The organism is Lentzea jiangxiensis (assembly GCF_900104175.1).
In the GTDB taxonomy this organism is placed as follows: Bacteria; Actinomycetota; Actinomycetes; order Mycobacteriales; family Pseudonocardiaceae; genus Lentzea; species Lentzea jiangxiensis.
The window spans coordinates 1,000,253-1,018,589 of the sequence record NZ_FNIX01000001.1; the positions used below are offsets into that span (position 1 = coordinate 1,000,253).

The following is an 18,337-nucleotide window of genomic DNA, read 5'->3' on the forward strand; positions in this document are numbered from 1 at the left end:
CGCAAGCGTGCACAAGCCTCAACCGGGCACGGCAACTCGATGAGGGTAGCCGGTGGCCTCACCTGCGACCAAACCGGGTGGATACTCTCGCCGCCATGCAGGTCATGGATGCGGTCGCGGTGCGCAGATGGGCAGACGCCTGCGTGCGGTCGTTGGACGCCAACCGGGAGTCGATCGACCAGATTAACGTCTTCCCCGTCCCGGACGGTGACACGGGGACGAACCTGCTGCACACGATGCAGTCGGCGCTCGACGCGCTGCTGCGCACGCCCATGTCGACGGTGGGGGACGCGCTGTCCGCCCTCGCCCGCGGCGCGCTGGCCGGGGCGCGCGGGAACTCGGGCGTGATCCTGTCGCAGGTGCTCAGGGGCCTCGCGGAGACCGTGCAGGAGGTCTCCCTGGTCACGGGGTCCGCGCTGCGCAGGGGCCTGCACAGGGCCGACGAGCTGGCCACCGCCGCCGTCTCGAAGCCCGTTCCCGGCACGGTGCTGTCCGTGCTGCACGCCGCCTCCGAGGCCGCCCGTGACTGCACGTCCGACGAGCTCGACGACGTGGTGATGGCGGCGTCACGCGCGAGTGCCGTCGCACTGGCCGATACGCCCCGTCAGCTCGCCGTGCTGGCCAAGGCGGGGGTGGTCGACGCGGGCGGCCGGGGGCTCGTTGTGTTGTTGGACACACTGGCCGCGGTGATCACCGGCCAGAGCGTGGAAACGCCGGTGGACGCTCCTCTGCTGCCCCGCACGCCCGAGTCGCTGACGACCGCGCGCGAGGCCGGGTCGGCGGAGTTCGAGTACGAGGTCATGTACCTGGTCGACGAGACCTCGGAAGAGCGCGTGGCCGAGCTGCGCGCCACCTTGAACGAACTGGGCGACTGCGTGTCGGTCGTGGGGGACGGCGCTTCGCTGTGGACCGTCCACGTGCACTGCAACGACATCGGCGCCGCCGTCGAGTCGGGTGTGCGCGCCGGGCGCCCGCACCGCATCACGGTGGCGCGGTTCGCGGACCAGATCGCGGCGCAGGCCTCCCGGTTCGTCCGCGACCGGGCGATCGTGGTCGTCGTGAGCGGTGCGGTAGACCTGTTCCGGGCTGAGGGCGCCACGGTGTTCGACCTCTCCACGACTTCGGCGACGCCCACGGACCTGTTGTCGGCAATAGTGTCGACGCGCGCGCGTCACGTCGCGGTGCTGCCCGGTGACCCGGACATCCGTGAGGAGCTGGACGAAGCCGTGGCGTACGCACAAGCCGCGGGGCAGGACGTGGTGGTGGTGCCGACGCTCTCGCCCGTGCAGGCCCTCGCGGCGTTGGCGGTCCACGACTCTTCTCGCCGCGCCGGTGACGACGTCGTCGCGATGGCCGAGGCCGCTGCCGCCACCCGCCGCGGTGAGCTCTCGGTCGCCGCCGACGAGGCCCTGACGTGGGTCGGCCGCTGCCAGCCCGGCGACCTGCTGGGCATGCTGGACGGCGAGGTCGTGCTGATCGAGCCCGGTCCCGCGGCACCGGACTCGGTGACGGACCTGGCCTGCCGCCTGGTCGACCGCATGCTGGCGGGCGGGGGTGAGCTGGTGACGCTGCTCCTGGGCGCCGAGGCCCCCGACGGCCTCGTCGACGTGCTCGAGGACCACCTGCGGGTCACCCATCCGGAGGTCGAGGTGACGGCGTACCCGGGCGGGCAGCCGGACGCGCTCATTTTTGTCGGTGTCGAGTAGTTGAATGGGACGCGATGATCTCCTTCGACGACAAGCTGCAGCCGTTGCTCGGCAAGAAGACCGCCGACGCACTGGAGACCGGCCTCGGCCTCACGACGGTCGGTGACCTGCTGCGCCACTACCCGCGCCGCTACGACGAGCGCGGGAAGCTGACGGACATCCGCTCGCTGGAGATCGACGAGCACGTGACGGTGCAGGCCGAGGTGCGCAAGTGCCAGAAGCGCCAGATGAAGGCGCGCCGCGGCCAGATGACCGAGGCCGTGATCACCGACGGCACGTCCGAGCTGCACCTGGTGTTCTTCGGCAAGCCGGCGTTCGTGGCCGAGCAGCAGCTGCTGCCGGGCACGCGCGCGCTGTTCGCGGGCAAGGTGGGCCGCTACCGCCAGAACCTGCAGCTCGTGCACCCGGCGTTCGAGGTCCTCACCGCGGAGCAGGACGGGTCGTCGTTCCTGCAGGCGTTCCTGCCGGTCTACCCGGCGTCGCAGCACATCAACACGTGGAACATCGCGAACTGCGTCAAGCAGCTGCTGGAGGTCTGGGACGGCCCAGGCGAGGACCCTCTGCCCGCCGACTTCCGCTCCGAGCAGGGCCTGATCGGCCTGGAGGAGGCGCTGCGGGCGATCCACCGCCCCGACAGCTGGGCGCAGATCGCCGTGGCGCAGCAACGCCTGAAGTGGGACGAGGCGCTGGCCGTGCAGCTGGCCCTCGCCCAGCGCCGCAAGGCCTCCACCGCCCGCCCCGCCCCGTCGTGCGCGCGCCGGTCCGGCGGCATCCTGGACGCGTTCGACGCGCGGCTGCCGTTCACGCTCACGGCCGGCCAGGTGGAGGTGGGGGAGCAGATCTCCACCGACCTCGAGTCCGTGGTGCCGATGAACCGCCTGCTGCAGGGCGAGGTGGGTTCGGGCAAGACGATGGTCGCGTTGCGAGCTATGTTGCAGGCCGTCGACGCGGGCCGTCAGGCGGCGATGCTCGCCCCCACGGAAGTCCTCGCGGCACAACACGCCCGCTCGCTGTCGGAGATGCTCGGCGACCTGGCCCGGGCCGGTCAGCTCGGCGGCGCGGAGGACGCGACCCGCGTGACGCTGCTGACGGGCTCGATGAACACGGCCCAGCGGCGCCAGGCGTTGCTCGACATCGTGACAGGCGAGGCCGGCATCGTCGTCGGCACGCACGCGATCATCCAGGAGAAGGTGGAGTTCCACTCCCTGGGCCTGGTCGTCGTCGACGAGCAGCACCGCTTCGGCGTGGAGCAGCGGGCGGCCCTGTCGGCACGCGGCGAGCGGGAGAACCCGCACGTGCTCGTGATGACGGCGACACCGATCCCGCGCACGGTGGCCATGACCGTCTACGGCGACCTCGAGGTCTCCGCCCTGCGCGAGCTGCCCGGTGGCCGCTCACCGATCAAGACGTCGGTGGTGCCGGTCCGCGAGAAGCCCACGTGGCTCGACCGCGCCTTCGCCCGCGTGCGCGAGGAGGTGGCGGCGGGCCACCAGGCGTACTTCGTGTGCCCGCGCATCGGTGACGAGGAGCCGGCGAAGACCGACGACGAGGACAAGCGCCCGGCCCTGTCCGTGATCGACGTGGCGACGATGCTCGCCCAGGGTCCGTTGCGCGGCCTGCGCATCGAGATCCTGCACGGCCGCATGCCCCCGGACGAGAAGGACGCCGTGATGCGCGCCTTCGCGGCCAACGAGGTGCACGTGCTCGTGGCCACCACCGTCATCGAGGTGGGCGTCAACGTCCCGAACGCCACCGTCATGGCCATCATGGACGCCGATCGCTTCGGCGTCTCGCAGCTCCACCAGCTCCGCGGCCGGGTGGGCCGCGGCAGCGCGCCGGGCCTCTGCCTCCTGGTGACGGAGATGCCCGAGATGACGGCCACCATGGAACGCCTGCGCGCCGTCGAGTCCACCCTGGACGGCTTCGAACTGGCCCAGCTGGACCTGGAGCTGCGCCGGGAGGGCGACATCCTCGGCGCCGCCCAGTCAGGCCGCCGTTCGGGCCTCAAGATGCTGTCGCTGCTGCGCGACGAGGACGTCATCGCCGATGCCCGCACGGCGGCCCAGCAGGTCGTGGACGCCGATCCGGACCTGGAGGAGCACCCCGGGCTGGCGCGCATGGTGGCGACGCTGCTGACGGAGGAGAGCGCGGGCTTCCTGGAGAAGGCCTAGCCACGGGAGAAGTCGCGAGGGACGCGGCCGGGTCGAGGCCGCGCTGGTCGTGCCGGTCGCGGGAGCGCTGGTGCCCGGGCAGCGAGCCTGGACCGCGCTCGGCCCCTGTCGGCCTCGGACCTGCGCCACCACTCCGCGGAGCCGGCCATCCCGTCCCGCCCGGCGGCTGACCACGCGAAGAACGGCGGCCGCTGCGATCAGCGTGCCGCCGTTCCCGGGTCGGTCGTCAGTCCTTGCGGCGCGGCTTCGGCAGCTGCTCGGTCTTCTGCTCGGCCGCGTCCACGGCCTTGCCCGGCCCTGCGGGCGCACCCGGAGCCCCGGTCTTGCCGGAGTCCCCGGTCTTGCCCGGCCCCGCAGGCGCACCCGGAGCCCCGGCCTTGCCCGAGTCCCCGGTCCTGCCCGTGCTCACGGCCTTGCCCGAGGCCGGAGCGGACTCCGCCTCATCGGCGTCGGCCGAACCGTCCTCCAGTGGCTTGAGCACCGACATCGCCGCCTCCACCGCGGCCTGCGCGGCGTGGAACTGCGTGGCGAGGTTGTCGTGCGCCGCCCTCAGCGACGACTCCTTCGCGGCCGCGGCCGCGGCGCGCTGGTCCGCTTCGGCGACAGCAGCGGCGGACCGCTCCTCGGCGTCGCGCACGAGAGCGGACGTCTTGGCCTCGGCGTCGCGGACGAGGGATGCGGCCTTCTCGTCGGCCTCGCGGACCGTGGTCTCGGCCTTGCGCGTGGCCTCCTCGACGGTGGCCGTGGCCTTGTCCTCCGCCTCGCGCAGGGTCGTCGCCGCCTTCTCCTCGGCCGCGGTGACCAGGGTGGTCGCCTGCGCGGTGGCGTCGGCGGTGGTCTTCTCGGCACGGGCGAGCGACTCGGCCTCGAGCTCGGACACGGCCTTCTCGGCCTCCGCCCGCTGGGCCGCGAGCTCGTCGGCGAGCGCCTGCAGCGTCTCGGTCCGCTTGACCTCGGCCTCGGTGGTGATCCGCTCGGCCTCGGCGCGCGCGTCGGTCAGCACCTTCTGGTGCTCGGCGGTCAGCTTCGCCTTGAGGCCGTCGTACTCCTTGTCCAGCTCGTCGTGGTACGCCTTGTACTTGGCGTCCAGCTCGACGCGGCGGGCGTCCAGGTCGGCCGACTTCTGCTCGAACTCGGCGGCGACGCGCTCGCCGTTCGCGCGCACCTCGGAGACCAGGGTCTCGTGCTCGGTGGCGAGCTTCGCGCGCATCGCCTCGAACTCGGCCTCGAGCTCGGACCGGCGGCCGGCGACCTGCTGGTCGAGCTCGGCGTGGCGCTGCTGGTAGTTGACCTCGAGCTGCTTGCGGCGCGCCTCGGTCTCGGCGAGCAGGCGCTGGTGGGCCTCGCGCTGCTCCGCCGCCCACCTCTCGGCCTCACCGCGCGTCGCGGCGGCCTTGTCGAGGGCGTCCTGGCGGATGTCCGCGATCTCTTCCTCGGCCAGGCTCATCATCACGCGGACGCGCTCGGTGACGTTCGACGCGCTGACGGGGCTGTTGGCGAGGTTCTGGAGCTGGATCTTGGTCTTGTCCAGGTCCGTGCGCATCGAGTTCAGGAGTTTGGTGAGCTCCGCCACCTGCGCGGCGGCAGCGTCTCGGGAGCGGTTCGAGTTCTTGAGGTCGAACTCCAAGCGGGTGACCCGTTCGTTCACCTGTCGCTGGTTGTAACCACGGAGGACAACGTCGAAATGCGGTGTGCGGGCAGTAGGCTGCCCGGCTCCATCAGCCCCGGCCATATGGCTCACCCTACCGAGATGCTTCCCAAGATCGTCACTCGATCTGGTTAATCCCACTACCGGGTGGAGTCTGACCGGGTGGCGGGTGTCCACATCGCTCTCACCACGCGAGAATCCACGGGAGCAAGACCGATCAGGATGACACCCATCACGTGGGACAGTCCTCCCAACAGGCAAGAGTCGCACGGTAACGTGCCTCGACTGATGACCGCCGAGCACCACCGGGAGGGCACGGATGTTCCGCAAGGTTCTTGTCGCCAACCGCGGCGAGATCGCGATTCGCGCGTTCCGAGCCGCCTACGAACTGGGCGCGGGAACGGTTGCCGTCTTCCCCCACGAGGACCGCAACTCGCTGCACCGGTTGAAGGCGGACGAGTCCTACGAGATCGGTGAGCCCGGGCATCCCGTCCGCGCCTACCTGTCCGTGGAAGAGATCATCAAGGCCGCCCGCAAGGCCGGCGCCGACGCGATCTACCCGGGCTACGGCTTCCTGTCGGAGAACCCCGAGCTCGCGATGGCGTGCCGTGAGGCAGGTCTCACCTTCATCGGCCCCGTGGCCGAGGTGCTGGAGCTGACGGGCAACAAGGCGCGCGCCATCGCCGCCGCCCGCGAGGCCGGGCTGCCGGTGCTGGAGTCGAGCGCGCCGTCGTCGAACATCGACGAGCTGCTCGCGGCGTCGGGATCCATGCGCTTCCCGGTCTTCGTGAAGGCCGTCGCCGGTGGCGGTGGCCGCGGCATGCGCAAGGTCGACGACCCGGCCGCGCTGCGCGAGGCGCTGGAGGCGGCGTCGCGCGAGGCCGAGTCGGCGTTCGGCGACCCGACGGTGTTCCTCGAGCAGGCCGTGGTCGAGCCGCGCCACATCGAGGTGCAGATCCTCGCCGACGGCCAGGGCAACGTGATCCACCTCTTCGAGCGCGACTGCTCCGTGCAGCGGCGCCACCAGAAGGTCATCGAGATCGCGCCCGCGCCGAACCTCGCCCCCGAGCTGCGCGACCGCATCTGCAACGACGCCGTGAAGTTCGCGAGGCACATCGGCTACCGCAACGCGGGCACCGTGGAGTTCCTGCTCGACCCCCACGGCAACTACGTCTTCATCGAGATGAACCCGCGCATCCAGGTCGAACACACGGTCACGGAAGAGGTGACCGACGTCGACCTGGTGCAGTCGCAGATGCGCATCGCGTCCGGCGAGACGCTGGAGGACCTGGGCCTGTCCCAGGACACCGTCCAGCTGCGCGGCGCGGCGCTGCAGTGCCGCATCACCACCGAGGACCCGGCCAACGGCTTCCGCCCGGACACCGGCACGATCAGCGCCTACCGCTCGCCCGGCGGCTCCGGCATCCGTCTCGACGGCGGCACGGCCGGCGCGGGCATGGCCATCAGCCCGCACTTCGACTCGATGCTCGTGAAGCTCACGTGCCGAGGCCGCACCTTCAGCCTCGCCGTCGCCCGTGCGCGCCGTGCGATCGCGGAGTTCCGCATCCGCGGTGTGTCCACGAACATCCCGTTCATCCAGGCCGTGCTGGACGACCCGGACTTCTACGAGGGCCGCGTCACCACGTCGTTCATCGAGAAGCGCCCGCACCTGCTGACGGCGCGCCACTCGGCCGACCGCGGCACGCGCCTGCTGACCTACCTCGCGGACGTCACGGTCAACCACCCGAACGGCACCCGCCCGACGGCGGTCGACCCTCGCGAGAAGCTGCCGGTCATCGACCTCGGCGCCGAACCGGCCGCGGGCTCCAGGCAGAAGCTCGCGGAGCTCGGTCCCGAGGGCTTCGCGCGGTGGATGCGGGAGAGCAAGGCCGTCGGCGTCACCGACACGACGTTCCGCGACGCCCACCAGTCGCTGCTCGCGACCCGCGTGCGCACCAAGGACCTGCTCGCCGTCGCGCCGCACGTGTCGCGCATGACGCCCGAGCTGCTGTCGCTGGAGTGCTGGGGCGGCGCGACCTACGACGTGGCGCTGCGGTTCCTCGCGGAGGACCCGTGGGAGCGGCTCGCGGCGCTGCGCGAGGCCGTGCCGAACATCAACCTGCAGATGCTGCTGCGCGGCCGCAACACGGTCGGCTACACGCCGTACCCGGAGGCCGTGACGAAGGCGTTCGTGCAGGAGGCGACGAACACCGGCATCGACATCTTCCGGATCTTCGACGCCCTGAACGACGTCGAGCAGATGCGCCCGGCGATCGAGGCCGTGCGCGAGACCGGGACGGCCGTCGCCGAGGTCGCGCTCTGCTACACGAGCGACCTGTCCGACCCGGACGAGCGTCTGTACACACTGGACTACTACCTCAAGCTGGCCGAGCAGATCGTCGGCGCCGGCGCGCACGTGCTGTGCGTCAAGGACATGGCGGGCCTGCTGCGGGCACCGGCCGCGTCGCGCCTGATCACCGCGCTGCGCAAGGAGTTCGACCTCCCGGTCCACCTCCACACGCACGACACGGCGGGCGGCCAGCTGGCGACGTACCTCGCGGCGATCCAGGCGGGCGTGGACGCGATCGACGGCGCGACCGCGTCGATGGCGGGCACGACGTCGCAGCCGCCGCTGTCGTCGATCGTGGCGCTGACCGACCACACCGACCGCTCGACGGGCCTGAACCTGCAGAACGTCTGCGACCTGGAGCCCTACTGGGAGGCCGTGCGCAAGATCTACGCGCCGTTCGAGTCCGGCATCCCCGGCCCGACCGGCCGCGTCTACCACCACGAGATCCCCGGTGGTCAGCTCTCGAACCTGCGCACCCAGGCCGTCGCGCTCGGCCTCGGCGAGAAGTTCGAGGAGATCGAGTCGATGTACGCGGCCGCCGACCGCATGCTCGGCCACCTCGTGAAGGTGACGCCGTCGTCGAAGGTCGTCGGCGACCTCGCGCTGCACCTCGTCGGTGCCGGCGTCGAGCCCAAGGAGTTCGAGGAGAACCCCGGCAAGTTCGACATCCCGGCGTCGGTGATCGGCTTCCTGCACGGCGAGCTGGGCGACCCGCCCGGCGGCTGGCCGGAGCCGTTCCGCAGCAAGGCGCTCGAGGGCCGTGCCGCCCCGAAGCCGGTCGAGGAGCTCTCGCCCGAGGACGAGGCCGGCCTGGCCGACGACCGCAGGGCGACCCTGAACAGGCTGCTGTTCCCGGCGCCGACCAGGGAGTTCACCACGCACCGCGAGGCCTACGGCGACACGTCGGTGCTGCGTTCGAAGGACTTCTTCTACGGCCTGCGCCCCGGCGAGGAGTACTCCGTCGACCTGGAGCCGGGCGTCCGGCTGCTGATCGGCCTGGAGGCGATCTCCGAGGCGGACGCGCGGGGCATCCGCACGGTCATGGCGACCCTGAACGGCCAGCTGCGCCCGATCCAGGTCCGCGACCGCTCCGTGGCAGCGGACATCCCGGCCGCCGAGAAGGCCGACCGCGGCAACCCGAACCACGTCGCGGCCCCGTTCGCCGGCGTGGTGACGGCCGCCGTGGCCGAAGGCGACCGCGTGGACGCCGGTCAGACCGTCGCGACGATCGAGGCCATGAAGATGGAGGCGGCGATCACCGCCCCGAAGGCGGGTGTCGTGCAGCGCCTGGCGTTGCGCGGAGCCCAGCAGGTCGAGGGCGGCGACCTCCTGATCGTCCTGGAGTAGGCCTGCTCGCCGAAGGGCCCGGTCTCTGCCCGAGACCGGGCCCTTCTTGCCGCGCGAGGCCTGGAACTCCACGACCGTTCCGCGCGTTGCACCGAGCACGGGGTCAGGGAGAGGGAATCGCATCATGAAGAAGGCGTTGGCCGGCCTGCTCGGCCTGGCAGGGGTGGCGTACGCGCTGAAGGACGTGCCGCGGCAGCTCGGTGGCAAGCCGGACCCGGTCCACATGTCGCGCTCACCGCGCTACCGCGACGGCAAGTTCCACAACGACGAGGAGGTCAGCTCGGTCCCGGACCGCGACGCCTTCTCGTTGCGCGACTTCGTCTTCGGCGGCGCGGACCGCAAGCCCTCCGTCGCCGTGCCGCTGGTCGGACCCGCCGCGCCGGTGACCGACGGCCTGCACATCACCTGGTACGGCCACGCTTCCGCGCTGATCGAGATCGACGGCGCCGCGGTGCTGGTCGATCCTGTGTGGAGCGACCGGGTGTCGCCCTCCGCTCACGTCGGGCCTCGCCGGTTGCACCCTGTTCCGCACCAGTTGTCGGACTTGCCCGCCATCAGTGCCGTCGTTGTTTCGCACGACCACTACGACCACCTCGACATGGACACGGTGCAGAAGCTCGCGTCGTCCACGTCCGCGGTGTTCGTGGTGCCGCTGGGGTTGGGTGCGCACCTCGCCCGGTGGGACGTTCCGGCTTCCCGCGTGGTCGAGCTCGACTGGGACGAGTCGCACTCAGTGGACGGGTTCACGCTCACCTGTACTGCGGCACAACACTTCTCGGGCCGTTCGGTGCAGCGCGACGTGACGCTGTGGGCCTCGTGGGTGATCCGGCGCGGGGAACGGTCCGTGTTCTACAGCGGGGACACCGGGTACTTCGCCGGGTACAAGACGATCGGGGCGGCGCACGGGCCGTTCGACGCCGTGCTGATGCAGGTCGGGGCCTACGGGGACGCCTGGCCGGACATCCACATGACCCCTGAGGACGGCGTCCGGGCGTTCGACGACCTGGGCGGTGGCTTGTTGATCCCCGTGCACTGGGCGACGTTCAACCTGGCGCTGCACCCCTGGGGGGAACCGATCGACCGGGTGTGGCGGGAGGTCAAGGCCCGGGGGATGAAGCTGGCGGTGCCCCGGCCCGGGGAGCGGGTCGACGTCGATTCCCCCGGGGAGGTCGACGGGTGGTGGCAGTCGCTCGCCTGATCTGGTGGACCTCGGCCGGGTGATCTTGTCGGGGGTGCTGGGTAGGTTGTGTTGCGAGGGGTCCCGAGGGTGGGGGGACGCCTGCGTGAGCCTGCGTCGGCGTGGGTGTGCGCTCCGTTCGTGGGGGTCGCTGGTGTGGCGGCGCTGGGGTCCGTAGGTGGTTGCGTTGCGTGCGGCTGGTTGCGGTTGCGTTGTTCCCCTGAGGGCTCTCTCCCCAGAACCCCGGCAACCTGACCAGGGGCCGGCGCTTCGAGCGGGTTGATGGGACCCCACCGCCGGGAGCGCTTGCTCGGGAAGGCGTTCGGACGGCTCGCCGTTGGGGCGCGCGCCGGCGTGGTGGTGGGCGTGGGTGCGTGGCCGCCGCCTGGGACGATGTACCCGTGACACGCATCGTTGCCGGGACCGCGGGAGGTCGCAGGCTCAAGGTCCCGCCCAAGGGCACGCGCCCCACCTCCGATCGGGTTCGGGAGGCGCTCTTCAGCTCCCTGGAGTCGTTGATGGACCTCGACGGTGCCCGCGTGCTGGACCTCTACGCCGGCTCGGGTGCGCTGGGTTTCGAGGCGTTGAGCAGGGGAGCGGGTCACGCGACGTTCGTCGAGTCGGACAAGCGGGCCGCTGACGTGCTCAAAGGCAACGCCAGGGAGCTCGGGTTCGCGAACGTCGTGATCGCCAACCGGACGGCTGAGGCGTACGTGGCGACCGAGGGGGAGCAGTTCGACGTCGTTTTCGCCGATCCGCCCTACGCGCTGGGGGACGACGAGCTCGCCGAAGTCCTGAAGGGGATCGTGCCGAGACTCACGGCCGACGCCGTCTTGATCGTGGAACGTGCTTCGCGAAGCAGCGAACCAGCGTGGCCTGAAGAGGTGGAATCCTTGCGCGCCAAGCGTTATGGAGACACTGCCGTGTACTGGGGGCAGGTGCGTGCTGATGGGTGACGAGAACCACGGACACGCCTGGAGGCGTCCGATCGGGTGCTAACGTCCGCTCCATGACACGTGCCGTGTACCCCGGCTCCTACGACCCGGTAACCAACGGTCACCTGGACATCATCGGGCGAGCCGCGCACCTGTTCGACGAGGTCGTCGTCGCTGTGCTGATCAACAAGAACAAGCGCACCTTGTTCTCCGTTGAGGAGCGCCAGGAGATGCTGCGCGAGGTCACGGCTCAGTGGGACAACGTGCGCGTGGACTCGTGGCATGGGCTGTTGGTCGACTACTGCCGTGAGAACAACATCAAGGCCATCGTGAAGGGCCTGCGCGCGGTCAGCGACTACGACTACGAGCTGCAGATGGCGCAGATGAACCACCAGCTCACCGGGGTCGACACGCTGTTCATGCAGGCCAGCCCGCAGTACTCCTACCTGGCGTCGTCGCTGGTCAAGGAGGTCGCGACCTACGGTGGCGACGTGTCGACGCTGCTCCCGGCGTCCATCGAGCAGCGGCTCAAGCTGCGCCTCGAGGAGACCCGCTAGAGGGTCAGCTTCATCCCCACGTGCGACGCGGTGAACCCGAGCCGCTCGTAGAAGCGGTGCGCGTCCACGCGTGACGCGTCCGTCGTCAGCTGCACGAGGCCGCAGCCGCGTGCGCGGGCCTCGTCGACTGCCCACTTCACCAGCTGTTCTCCCAGGCCGTGGCCGCGCTGGTCGGAGCGCACCCGCACGGCCTCGACGGTCGCGCGGGTCATGCCCAGGCGTGAGAGGCCGGACGTGAACGTGAGCTGCAGCGTGCCCACGACCTCGCCGGACCCGTCGACCGCGACGGCCAGGTACTGGTGCGGGTCGGCGTCGATGACCTCGAACGCCGCCAGGTAGGCCGGGTCGCCCGGCTTCTCCCGCCGTGCGCCCAGCGGGTCGTCCGCCAGCATCGCCACGATCGGGTGAACGTCGTCGGCGGTGGCCCGCCTGATTGTGATCTTCACGGTTCCCCCAGGTGGATGTGGGGAAATCCTGACACGCCCTGCCGATCTCCCGGAGCGCGGGAGATCGGCAGGGCACACTTGTGGGTGGGAGTCACAGGGGTTAGGGAGTGAGACGTGTACCGGGTGTTCGAGGCTCTCGACGAGCTCGTCACGATCGTCGAGGAAGCGCGCGGAGTTCCGATGACCTCGGGCTGCGTCGTGCCGCGCGGCGACGTGCTCGAACTTCTCGACGACGTGCGCGACGCGATCCCAGCCGAGCTCGACGACGCGCAGGACGTGCTGGACCACCGCGACGAGGTCGTCGGCAAGGCCAAGCACGAGGCCGAGACCGGCGTGTCCAAGGCCCGCGCGGATGCGGACCGCATGCTCGCCGAGGCGCAGGCCGAGGCGGAGGCGATGCTGTCCGACGCGCGCGCCCGTGCCGAGCGGATGATCGCCGAGGCCGAGGACCAGGCGGAGCGGACCGTCGCCGCGGGCCGGCAGGAGTACGACGACCTGGTGGGCCGGTCGCACGCCGAGGCCGAGCGGATGATCCAGGCGGGTCGCGCGAACTACGAGCGCGCCACCGAGGACGGCCGCGCCGAGCAGGCGAGGCTCGTCAACGAGCAGGAGGTCGTCCGGGCCGCGCACGCCGAGGCGGCGCGCATCCTCGACGCCGCGCAGAACGAGTCCATCCGGCTGCGGTCGGAGTGCGACGCGTACGTCGACGGCAAGCTCGCGGACTTCGAGGACCTCCTCGCGCACACCCTCAGGTCGGTCGGCAAGGGCCGTTCGCACCTGCGCGGACCGGCCGTCGCGGGTGCGGCGGCGCCGTTCGACTACGGCTCCTGACGAACCAGCCCGGTTCTCCGGCGCCTGAACGTGTGATTCGCGCTACGTCTGACAGGTGCGATCACCTGGCGATTTCACGCGCGGGGCCGTCGTCCCGTACCCTGGACCGGCTGGACGTGGTAGGTCCCCGCCGGCAACCAATCTGATCATGACTGAGCATCGTCACGCGTCCACGCGTCCCACAGCATCCGGTCCCTGGGTCTTCGACACCAGGGATCTCGGCCGTCGTGCCGGGTCCAGCCGACCCTTCGTCCGGTCGGTTCCCGCAGCAGGCACGGGGCTCCTCGGCGTGATCGCGGTGCCAGAAGGCGGAGAGGTGGAGCTCGACCTCCTGACCGAGTCGGTCGTGGAGGGCGTGCTCGTGTCGGGGACGGCGTTCGCCAAGGTCGAAGGTGAGTGCTCGAGGTGCCTCGAGCCCATCACCGATGAGGTTGAAGTCCGGATCACGGAGCTCTACGCGTATCCGGACAGCGCCACGGACGAGACCACTGAGGAAGACGAGGTCAGCCGGATCGAGAACGATCTGATCGACCTCGAGCCTGTGGTGCGGGACGCCATCGTCCTCGCGTTGCCGCAGGCGCCGCTCTGCGAGCCGGACTGCGAGGGGCTTTGCTCCGAGTGTGGTGGCAGGTGGGCGGAGCTCGGGCCCGACCACGGGCATGAGACGATTGACCCTCGTTGGGCCGCGTTGCAAGAGCGGTTCAGCGATGACAACTCGGAGGAGAAGTAGTCGTGGCCGTCCCGAAGCGGAAGATGTCGCGTTCGAACACCCGTGCGCGCCGTTCCCAGTGGAAGACGTCTGCTGTGCACCTGGTGGCGTGTCAGAACAAGGCCTGCCGTCAGCCGAAGCCGCAGCACGTCGCCTGCCCGGCCTGTGGTCAGTACGCTGGCCGCCAGGTCGCTCAGCCGGCCTGATCTCCTCGCCGTCGTAGTGGGGGGAAAGCCGCCGCGCGCACCGAAAGCGGACCGCGCGGATCTGCTCGAAGCGCTCGGCGTCCACTTGGACGCCGAGCTGCTCGTGCTCGCACTCACCCACCGGTCGTACGCGTACGAGAACGGCGGGCTTCCGCCGAACGAGCGTCTCGAGTTCCTGGGAGACGCGGTTCTGGGGCTGGTCGTCACTGACCACCTCTACCGCACCCATCCTGATCTTCCCGAGGGTCAACTCGCGAAGCTCCGTGCCAGCGTGGTGAACATGCACGCACTGGCTGGCGTAGCGCGTGACCTGGGCAAGGGCGGGCTCGGTGCACACCTGCTGCTCGGTCGTGGCGAAGAGCTGACCGGCGGCAGGGACAAGGCGAGCATCCTCGCCGACGGCCTCGAGGCCGTCATCGGTGCGGTGTACCTGCAGTTCGGTATCGATACCGCACGAACGTTCGTTCATCGGCTGTTCGATCCGCTCTTGGCCAAAGCTCCGCTTTTGGGTGCTGGACTGGACTGGAAGACAAGCCTGCAGGAGCTCACCGCTCAAGCCAGCCTCGGCGTCCCGGAGTACCGCGTGGACGACCAGGGGCCGGACCACCGCAAGGAGTTCACCGCCACGGTGCTCGTCGGTGGCCAGCCTTACGGCAAGGGTGATGGGCGCACCAAGAAGGAAGCCGAGCAGAAAGCCGCTGAAGCGGCTTATCATGTTCTGCACGAACGGGTCAAGGCCGAGCAGGAGTCGGTCAAGGCCACGAACGGGCAGAACGGCGCCTCGGTGACGCCAGGGACCCTCCCATCCGAGGAAGACTGAGACACGCGATGTATGCGACCAGGAACCGCACCAACCGCCGCACCCGCACCGTCCGCGGGCCGGTGAACACCTCCCGCAGCGGAGGCATCCAGGGACTTGTGCTGGTCAGGGACACGAGCCGCGCGGGCGTGTGGGTGCTCAAGCCCACCAAGCCCCAGGCTGCCGTGATCGAGGCGCAGCCCGTCGACGAGGGCAAGTCCGAAGCCTGACGTGCCCGAACTCCCAGAGGTCGAGGTAGTACGTCTCGGCCTCGAAGCCCACGTCGCCGGCCGGGTCATCTCCTCGGTAGAGGTGCTGCACCCACGCGCCATCCGCCGGCACGACCTGGGCTCGGAAGACTTCTGCGCGCGCTTGGCCTCGCAACCGATGGTGGCAGCCAAGCGCCGCGGCAAGTACCTCTGGGTGGAACTGGCCGACAAAGCAGCCATGCTCGCGCACCTGGGCATGAGCGGCCAAATGCTCGTCCAACCCTCGTCGGCCCCCGACGAGAAGCACCTGCGCGTCCGCTTCACGTTCGAGGACGGCGGGCCCGAACTCCGCTTCGTGGACCAGCGCACCTTCGGTGGCCTGGCCCTGGCGGAACTGGTCGAGGTGGACGGGACTCTGGTGCCCGACTCGGTCGCGCACATCGCCCGCGACCCGATGGATCCTCTCTTCTCCCGTGATGCCGCCGTGCGCGCGTTGCGTCTGCGTCACACGGAGATCAAGCGCGCCTTGCTGGACCAGACCCTGGTGTCCGGGATCGGCAACATCTACGCCGACGAGGCTCTCTGGCGTGCCCGTCTGCACGGCACCCGGATGACGGACAAGCTGAGCCGGGCCAAGGCCGCCGAGGTGCTGGACCACGCTTCGGACGTGATGCGTGAGGCGCTCGGGCAGGGCGGGACCTCGTTCGACGCTTTGTACGTCAACATCAACGGGCAGTCCGGGTACTTCGACCGGTCCTTGAACGCTTATGGGCAGGAGAACCGGCCTTGCAAGCGGTGCGGGGCGATGATGATCCGGGAGCCGTTCATGAACCGGTCTTCGTTCTCGTGCCCTCGTTGTCAGCCCCGGCCGAGGGCTTGAGGATCTCCGCCGGCCCGGTGTGCGGGTTTTGAGGTAGTGGACGCCTTCCGGTTCGCCTTTCGCATGCCTGCGGCAACGGCTCGTCGACGTTGCACGACGTCCGCGCCAGCCGCTCTTACCCGCTGAATTCGATCTTCCCGAGCGCACGTCTCCCGCAGGGAACAACGGGATGGACAGTACTGCGCGATGCGTAGTAGTGTTCACGGCGTAACAGTGCTCGGCCCTGGAAGAGGGGTCCGGCCTGGGTCGGAGGGGCCATGGACACCAGTCAGCTGCTCAAGGGGGTACTGGACCTGGCCGTCCTTGCGGTACTGCGCAAGGACGACGGGTACGGGTACGACGTGGTGCGCAGACTGCGCGCCGGGGGATTGGACGAAGTGGGCGACGCGTCGGTGTACGGGACGCTGCGGCGGCTCTACAACGCCGGGATGCTGACCTCGTACGTGGTGCCCAGTGAAGAAGGGCCGCACCGCAAGTACTACAGCATCAACGAGACCGGGCGGGCGCGCCTGGCTGAGTCGAGGGAGACGTGGAGGTCGTTCGCCAGCACGTTGGACGGCCTGCTCGAGGAGGTCGCAGCATGAACACGCAAGCGCTCGGTGTCGAGCACTACCTGGCCGGGATGCGTGCCGCCCTCGACGACCTGCCGGCCAACGAGGTCGCCGAGATCATGGAGGACGTCGAGGCGCACGTCGCCGAGCTGACCACGGAGCTCGGGGAGGACGAGACGCTCGAGCGGCGGCTCGGGTCGCCGGAGCAGTACGCGCGGGAACTGCGGCAGGCCGCTGGCTATCCGCCGAAGACCGAACGGCTGCCGGTGACGACCAAGCAGTCGTGGCTGTCGCGTCCGCGGGCTGCCGCGTGGGGACTCGTCGTGGCCACCGGTGTCACGTTGCTGGCCGGGGCGGCGGCGTTGCGGGAGCCGGCGGTGTTGCTGCTGCCGGGTGTGATCCTCGTGCTGAGCCTGGCACTCGTGCACGACCGGGGTCCGGTGCAGCAGGAGATCATGAACCTGCCGGAGACGCACCGGCTCAAGAAGTGGCTGACTCCTGAGGAGGGCACGCCGGCGGAGCGTGCCATCACGTACCTGAAGTCGCTGCAGCCCGCGTGGTGGTTGGTGCGGGCGGGTCTGCTCGGGCTCGGCGCCGTGTTGCTCGCGGGGCGCGACATCCTCGGGTTCCTCGCGATCGCCGCGATCGCCGTGGTGTCGGTGTTCGCCGGGCCGCGGGCCAAGGTCGACCGGCGGTGGCTGTGGTTCAGCCTGCCCGCTTCGGCGTTGGCGGTCGGGTTGTTGTTCCAGGTCATCGACGTGACCGCGGGGCAGCTCGGGTACAACGCCTCGCGCTCGTCGTACCAGCCGCCCATCGTCGAGTCGTACGAGAACATCTACGCGTACGACGAGAACGGCAAGTTGCTCACGAACGTCTTGCTGTACGACCAGGACGGCAGCCCCATCAACGCGCCGCGGAGCTACAACGGCTGCAACATGCCTGGCAACGGTCCCGAGCCGGTCATTCCCGCCAACCGCTATCCGCGGCCTCAGGTCGACTACGAAAACGGTGTCTGTTACACAGTGACACCATCTGTGACCGCTCCGTCATCGACCTCTTCAACGCCGAGTTCGGTACCGGCCAGTTCTGGAAGCACGACTTCGAGCTCGGTACCGCCTACTTCTGTGTCACCGAGCAAGTAAAGCCAGGAGCGGGACCCGTCGGGGGGTCCCGCTCCTACTTGTTCTCCTGCGGGTCCGCCAGGTGGCGCAATACCGGCATGGCTGAGCGCAGGTGTTCTCTGTCTTCTGGGGAAAGCTCGGACATTCTTTCACTCAATAGTTCGGCTTCGCCGTGAGCGAGCGACAGGATCGTCTCGCGGCCGACTTCGGTGAGCACGACTATCGTCGCTCGTCCGTCGGCGGCGTCGGGCTCCCTGCGCACTAGGCCGGTGGACTCGAGGCTGGTCACGACGGTTGTCGCGGTCGGCTGCGAACACAGCGCGCGCACCGCGATCTCGCCGATCCGCATCGGGCCGTGGGCGCTCAGTTCTGACAGCACCAATAACTGGGTGGGTTGCAAACGACGGGCCGGAGCGGCCTGCCGCAGACTTCGCACCAGCCGGTGCACGGCCACCACGAGTTGAAGTGCCTCGTGGTTGGTGACGGTGGTGGGCATCGTTTCTCCGCGCGCATGTGATTGTCCGAATTCGGACACGAACCCTGGCACTTTCCCTCATTCACGCTCTGCGCGCTATCCGCCAACTGCCGATAACCCATTCGGCCGTTGTGGTGACGCGGGGTGTCACCGCGTGCGTCCGACACACTTGAATGTGCTGGTAAACGGCGTAAAAAGCGCAACCCGGCTCACTCGAAC

At 69.7% G+C, this 18,337-nt stretch carries 17 protein-coding genes; 14 read left to right on the plus strand and 3 right to left on the minus strand.

Annotated elements, in window-relative coordinates; all coding sequences use genetic code 11:
• Positions 1-95 precede the first annotated feature (95 nt).
• Together BLQ91_RS04960 and recG are read left to right on the plus strand one after the other, a co-directional pair.
• Positions 96-1,706 (plus strand): DAK2 domain-containing protein, encoded by a 1,611-nt coding sequence (locus BLQ91_RS04960; protein WP_090095410.1) that lies wholly within the window; start codon positions 96-98, stop codon positions 1,704-1,706.
• A gap of 14 nt (positions 1,707-1,720) precedes the next feature.
• Positions 1,721-3,877, plus strand: coding sequence for an ATP-dependent DNA helicase RecG (gene recG, locus BLQ91_RS04965; protein WP_090095411.1), 2,157 nt, complete (start codon positions 1,721-1,723; stop codon positions 3,875-3,877).
• A 226-nt stretch (positions 3,878-4,103) separates the two neighbouring features.
• Here recG and BLQ91_RS04970 read toward each other — a convergent pair whose 3' ends face one another.
• Positions 4,104-5,525: a hypothetical protein gene (locus BLQ91_RS04970; RefSeq protein ID WP_090095412.1), complete on the minus strand. Its 1,422-nt coding sequence runs from the start codon at positions 5,523-5,525 to the stop codon at positions 4,104-4,106.
• Positions 5,526-5,844: 319 nt separating this feature from the next.
• Here BLQ91_RS04970 and BLQ91_RS04975 point away from each other — a divergent pair, with 319 nt between their 5' ends.
• The 4 genes from BLQ91_RS04975 (at position 5,845) to coaD (ending at position 11,891) form a co-directional block, all read left to right on the plus strand.
• A complete protein-coding gene (locus BLQ91_RS04975; protein WP_090095413.1) occupies positions 5,845-9,222 on the plus strand; it encodes a pyruvate carboxylase in 3,378 nt (1,125 codons plus the stop codon).
• Positions 9,223-9,346: 124 nt separating this feature from the next.
• Complete coding sequence (locus BLQ91_RS04980) at positions 9,347-10,420, plus strand: MBL fold metallo-hydrolase (RefSeq protein WP_090095414.1); 1,074 nt, start codon at positions 9,347-9,349, stop codon at positions 10,418-10,420.
• 380 nt (positions 10,421-10,800) lie between these two features.
• Positions 10,801-11,355: a 16S rRNA (guanine(966)-N(2))-methyltransferase RsmD gene (gene rsmD, locus BLQ91_RS04985; RefSeq protein ID WP_090095415.1), complete on the plus strand. Its 555-nt coding sequence runs from the start codon at positions 10,801-10,803 to the stop codon at positions 11,353-11,355.
• 53 nt (positions 11,356-11,408) lie between these two features.
• Complete coding sequence (coaD, locus tag BLQ91_RS04990; RefSeq protein ID WP_090095416.1) at positions 11,409-11,891, plus strand: pantetheine-phosphate adenylyltransferase; 483 nt, start codon at positions 11,409-11,411, stop codon at positions 11,889-11,891.
• Here the strand turns inward: coaD and BLQ91_RS04995 are convergent.
• Positions 11,888-12,283: a GNAT family N-acetyltransferase gene (locus tag BLQ91_RS04995; protein ID WP_090095998.1), complete on the minus strand. Its 396-nt coding sequence runs from the start codon at positions 12,281-12,283 to the stop codon at positions 11,888-11,890. The two genes, coaD and BLQ91_RS04995, sit on opposite strands and share 4 nt — an antisense overlap.
• A gap of 168 nt (positions 12,284-12,451) precedes the next feature.
• Between BLQ91_RS04995 and BLQ91_RS05000 the strand changes: the two genes are divergently transcribed.
• From BLQ91_RS05000 to BLQ91_RS05035, 8 genes are all read left to right on the plus strand, one after another.
• The gene (locus tag BLQ91_RS05000) at positions 12,452-13,168 is read left to right on the plus strand and encodes a DivIVA domain-containing protein (protein ID WP_090095417.1); all 717 of its coding nucleotides are present in this window, start codon (positions 12,452-12,454) and stop codon (positions 13,166-13,168) included.
• A gap of 148 nt (positions 13,169-13,316) precedes the next feature.
• Complete coding sequence (locus BLQ91_RS05005) at positions 13,317-13,898, plus strand: YceD family protein (RefSeq protein ID WP_090095418.1); 582 nt, start codon at positions 13,317-13,319, stop codon at positions 13,896-13,898.
• Between the two features lie 2 nt (positions 13,899-13,900).
• Positions 13,901-14,083: a 50S ribosomal protein L32 gene (gene rpmF, locus BLQ91_RS05010; RefSeq protein ID WP_065916643.1), complete on the plus strand. Its 183-nt coding sequence runs from the start codon at positions 13,901-13,903 to the stop codon at positions 14,081-14,083.
• Between the two features lie 16 nt (positions 14,084-14,099).
• Positions 14,100-14,903, plus strand: a complete 804-nt coding sequence (gene rnc, locus BLQ91_RS05015) for a ribonuclease III (protein ID WP_090095419.1) — start codon at positions 14,100-14,102, stop codon at positions 14,901-14,903.
• Positions 14,904-14,911: 8 nt separating this feature from the next.
• The gene (locus BLQ91_RS05020; RefSeq protein WP_030467960.1) at positions 14,912-15,112 is read left to right on the plus strand and encodes a hypothetical protein; all 201 of its coding nucleotides are present in this window, start codon (positions 14,912-14,914) and stop codon (positions 15,110-15,112) included.
• A gap of 1 nt (position 15,113) precedes the next feature.
• Positions 15,114-15,971 carry a bifunctional DNA-formamidopyrimidine glycosylase/DNA-(apurinic or apyrimidinic site) lyase gene (gene mutM, locus BLQ91_RS05025; protein WP_090095420.1) on the plus strand — a complete coding sequence of 286 codons (858 nt, stop codon included), beginning with the start codon at positions 15,114-15,116 and terminating at the stop codon, positions 15,969-15,971.
• A 257-nt stretch (positions 15,972-16,228) separates the two neighbouring features.
• Complete coding sequence (locus BLQ91_RS05030) at positions 16,229-16,555, plus strand: PadR family transcriptional regulator (RefSeq protein WP_090066438.1); 327 nt, start codon at positions 16,229-16,231, stop codon at positions 16,553-16,555.
• Entirely contained in the window at positions 16,552-17,664 is a 1,113-nt protein-coding gene (locus BLQ91_RS05035; protein ID WP_090095421.1) for a DUF1700 domain-containing protein, read from the plus strand. The genes BLQ91_RS05030 and BLQ91_RS05035 overlap by 4 nt, the downstream gene beginning before the upstream one ends.
• Before the next feature lie 34 nt (positions 17,665-17,698).
• Here BLQ91_RS05035 and BLQ91_RS05040 read toward each other — a convergent pair whose 3' ends face one another.
• Positions 17,699-18,139: a MarR family winged helix-turn-helix transcriptional regulator gene (locus tag BLQ91_RS05040; protein WP_090095422.1), complete on the minus strand. Its 441-nt coding sequence runs from the start codon at positions 18,137-18,139 to the stop codon at positions 17,699-17,701.
• Between the last annotated feature and the right edge of the window lie 198 nt (positions 18,140-18,337).

Coding starts and splice junctions, on each gene's coding strand:
- BLQ91_RS04960 (WP_090095410.1), top strand. CDS start 96: ATGCAGGTCATGGATGCGGTCGCGGTGCGCAGATGGGCAGACGCCTGC.
- recG (WP_090095411.1), top strand. CDS start 1,721: ATGATCTCCTTCGACGACAAGCTGCAGCCGTTGCTCGGCAAGAAGACC.
- BLQ91_RS04975 (WP_090095413.1), top strand. CDS start 5,845: ATGTTCCGCAAGGTTCTTGTCGCCAACCGCGGCGAGATCGCGATTCGC.
- BLQ91_RS04980 (WP_090095414.1), top strand. CDS start 9,347: ATGAAGAAGGCGTTGGCCGGCCTGCTCGGCCTGGCAGGGGTGGCGTAC.
- coaD (WP_090095416.1), top strand. CDS start 11,409: ATGACACGTGCCGTGTACCCCGGCTCCTACGACCCGGTAACCAACGGT.
- BLQ91_RS04995 (WP_090095998.1), bottom strand. CDS start 12,283: ATGCTGGCGGACGACCCGCTGGGCGCACGGCGGGAGAAGCCGGGCGAC.
- BLQ91_RS05005 (WP_090095418.1), top strand. CDS start 13,317: ATGACTGAGCATCGTCACGCGTCCACGCGTCCCACAGCATCCGGTCCC.
- BLQ91_RS05020 (WP_030467960.1), top strand. CDS start 14,912: ATGTATGCGACCAGGAACCGCACCAACCGCCGCACCCGCACCGTCCGC.
- BLQ91_RS05030 (WP_090066438.1), top strand. CDS start 16,229: ATGGACACCAGTCAGCTGCTCAAGGGGGTACTGGACCTGGCCGTCCTT.
- BLQ91_RS05035 (WP_090095421.1), top strand. CDS start 16,552: ATGAACACGCAAGCGCTCGGTGTCGAGCACTACCTGGCCGGGATGCGT.
- BLQ91_RS05040 (WP_090095422.1), bottom strand. CDS start 18,139: ATGCCCACCACCGTCACCAACCACGAGGCACTTCAACTCGTGGTGGCC.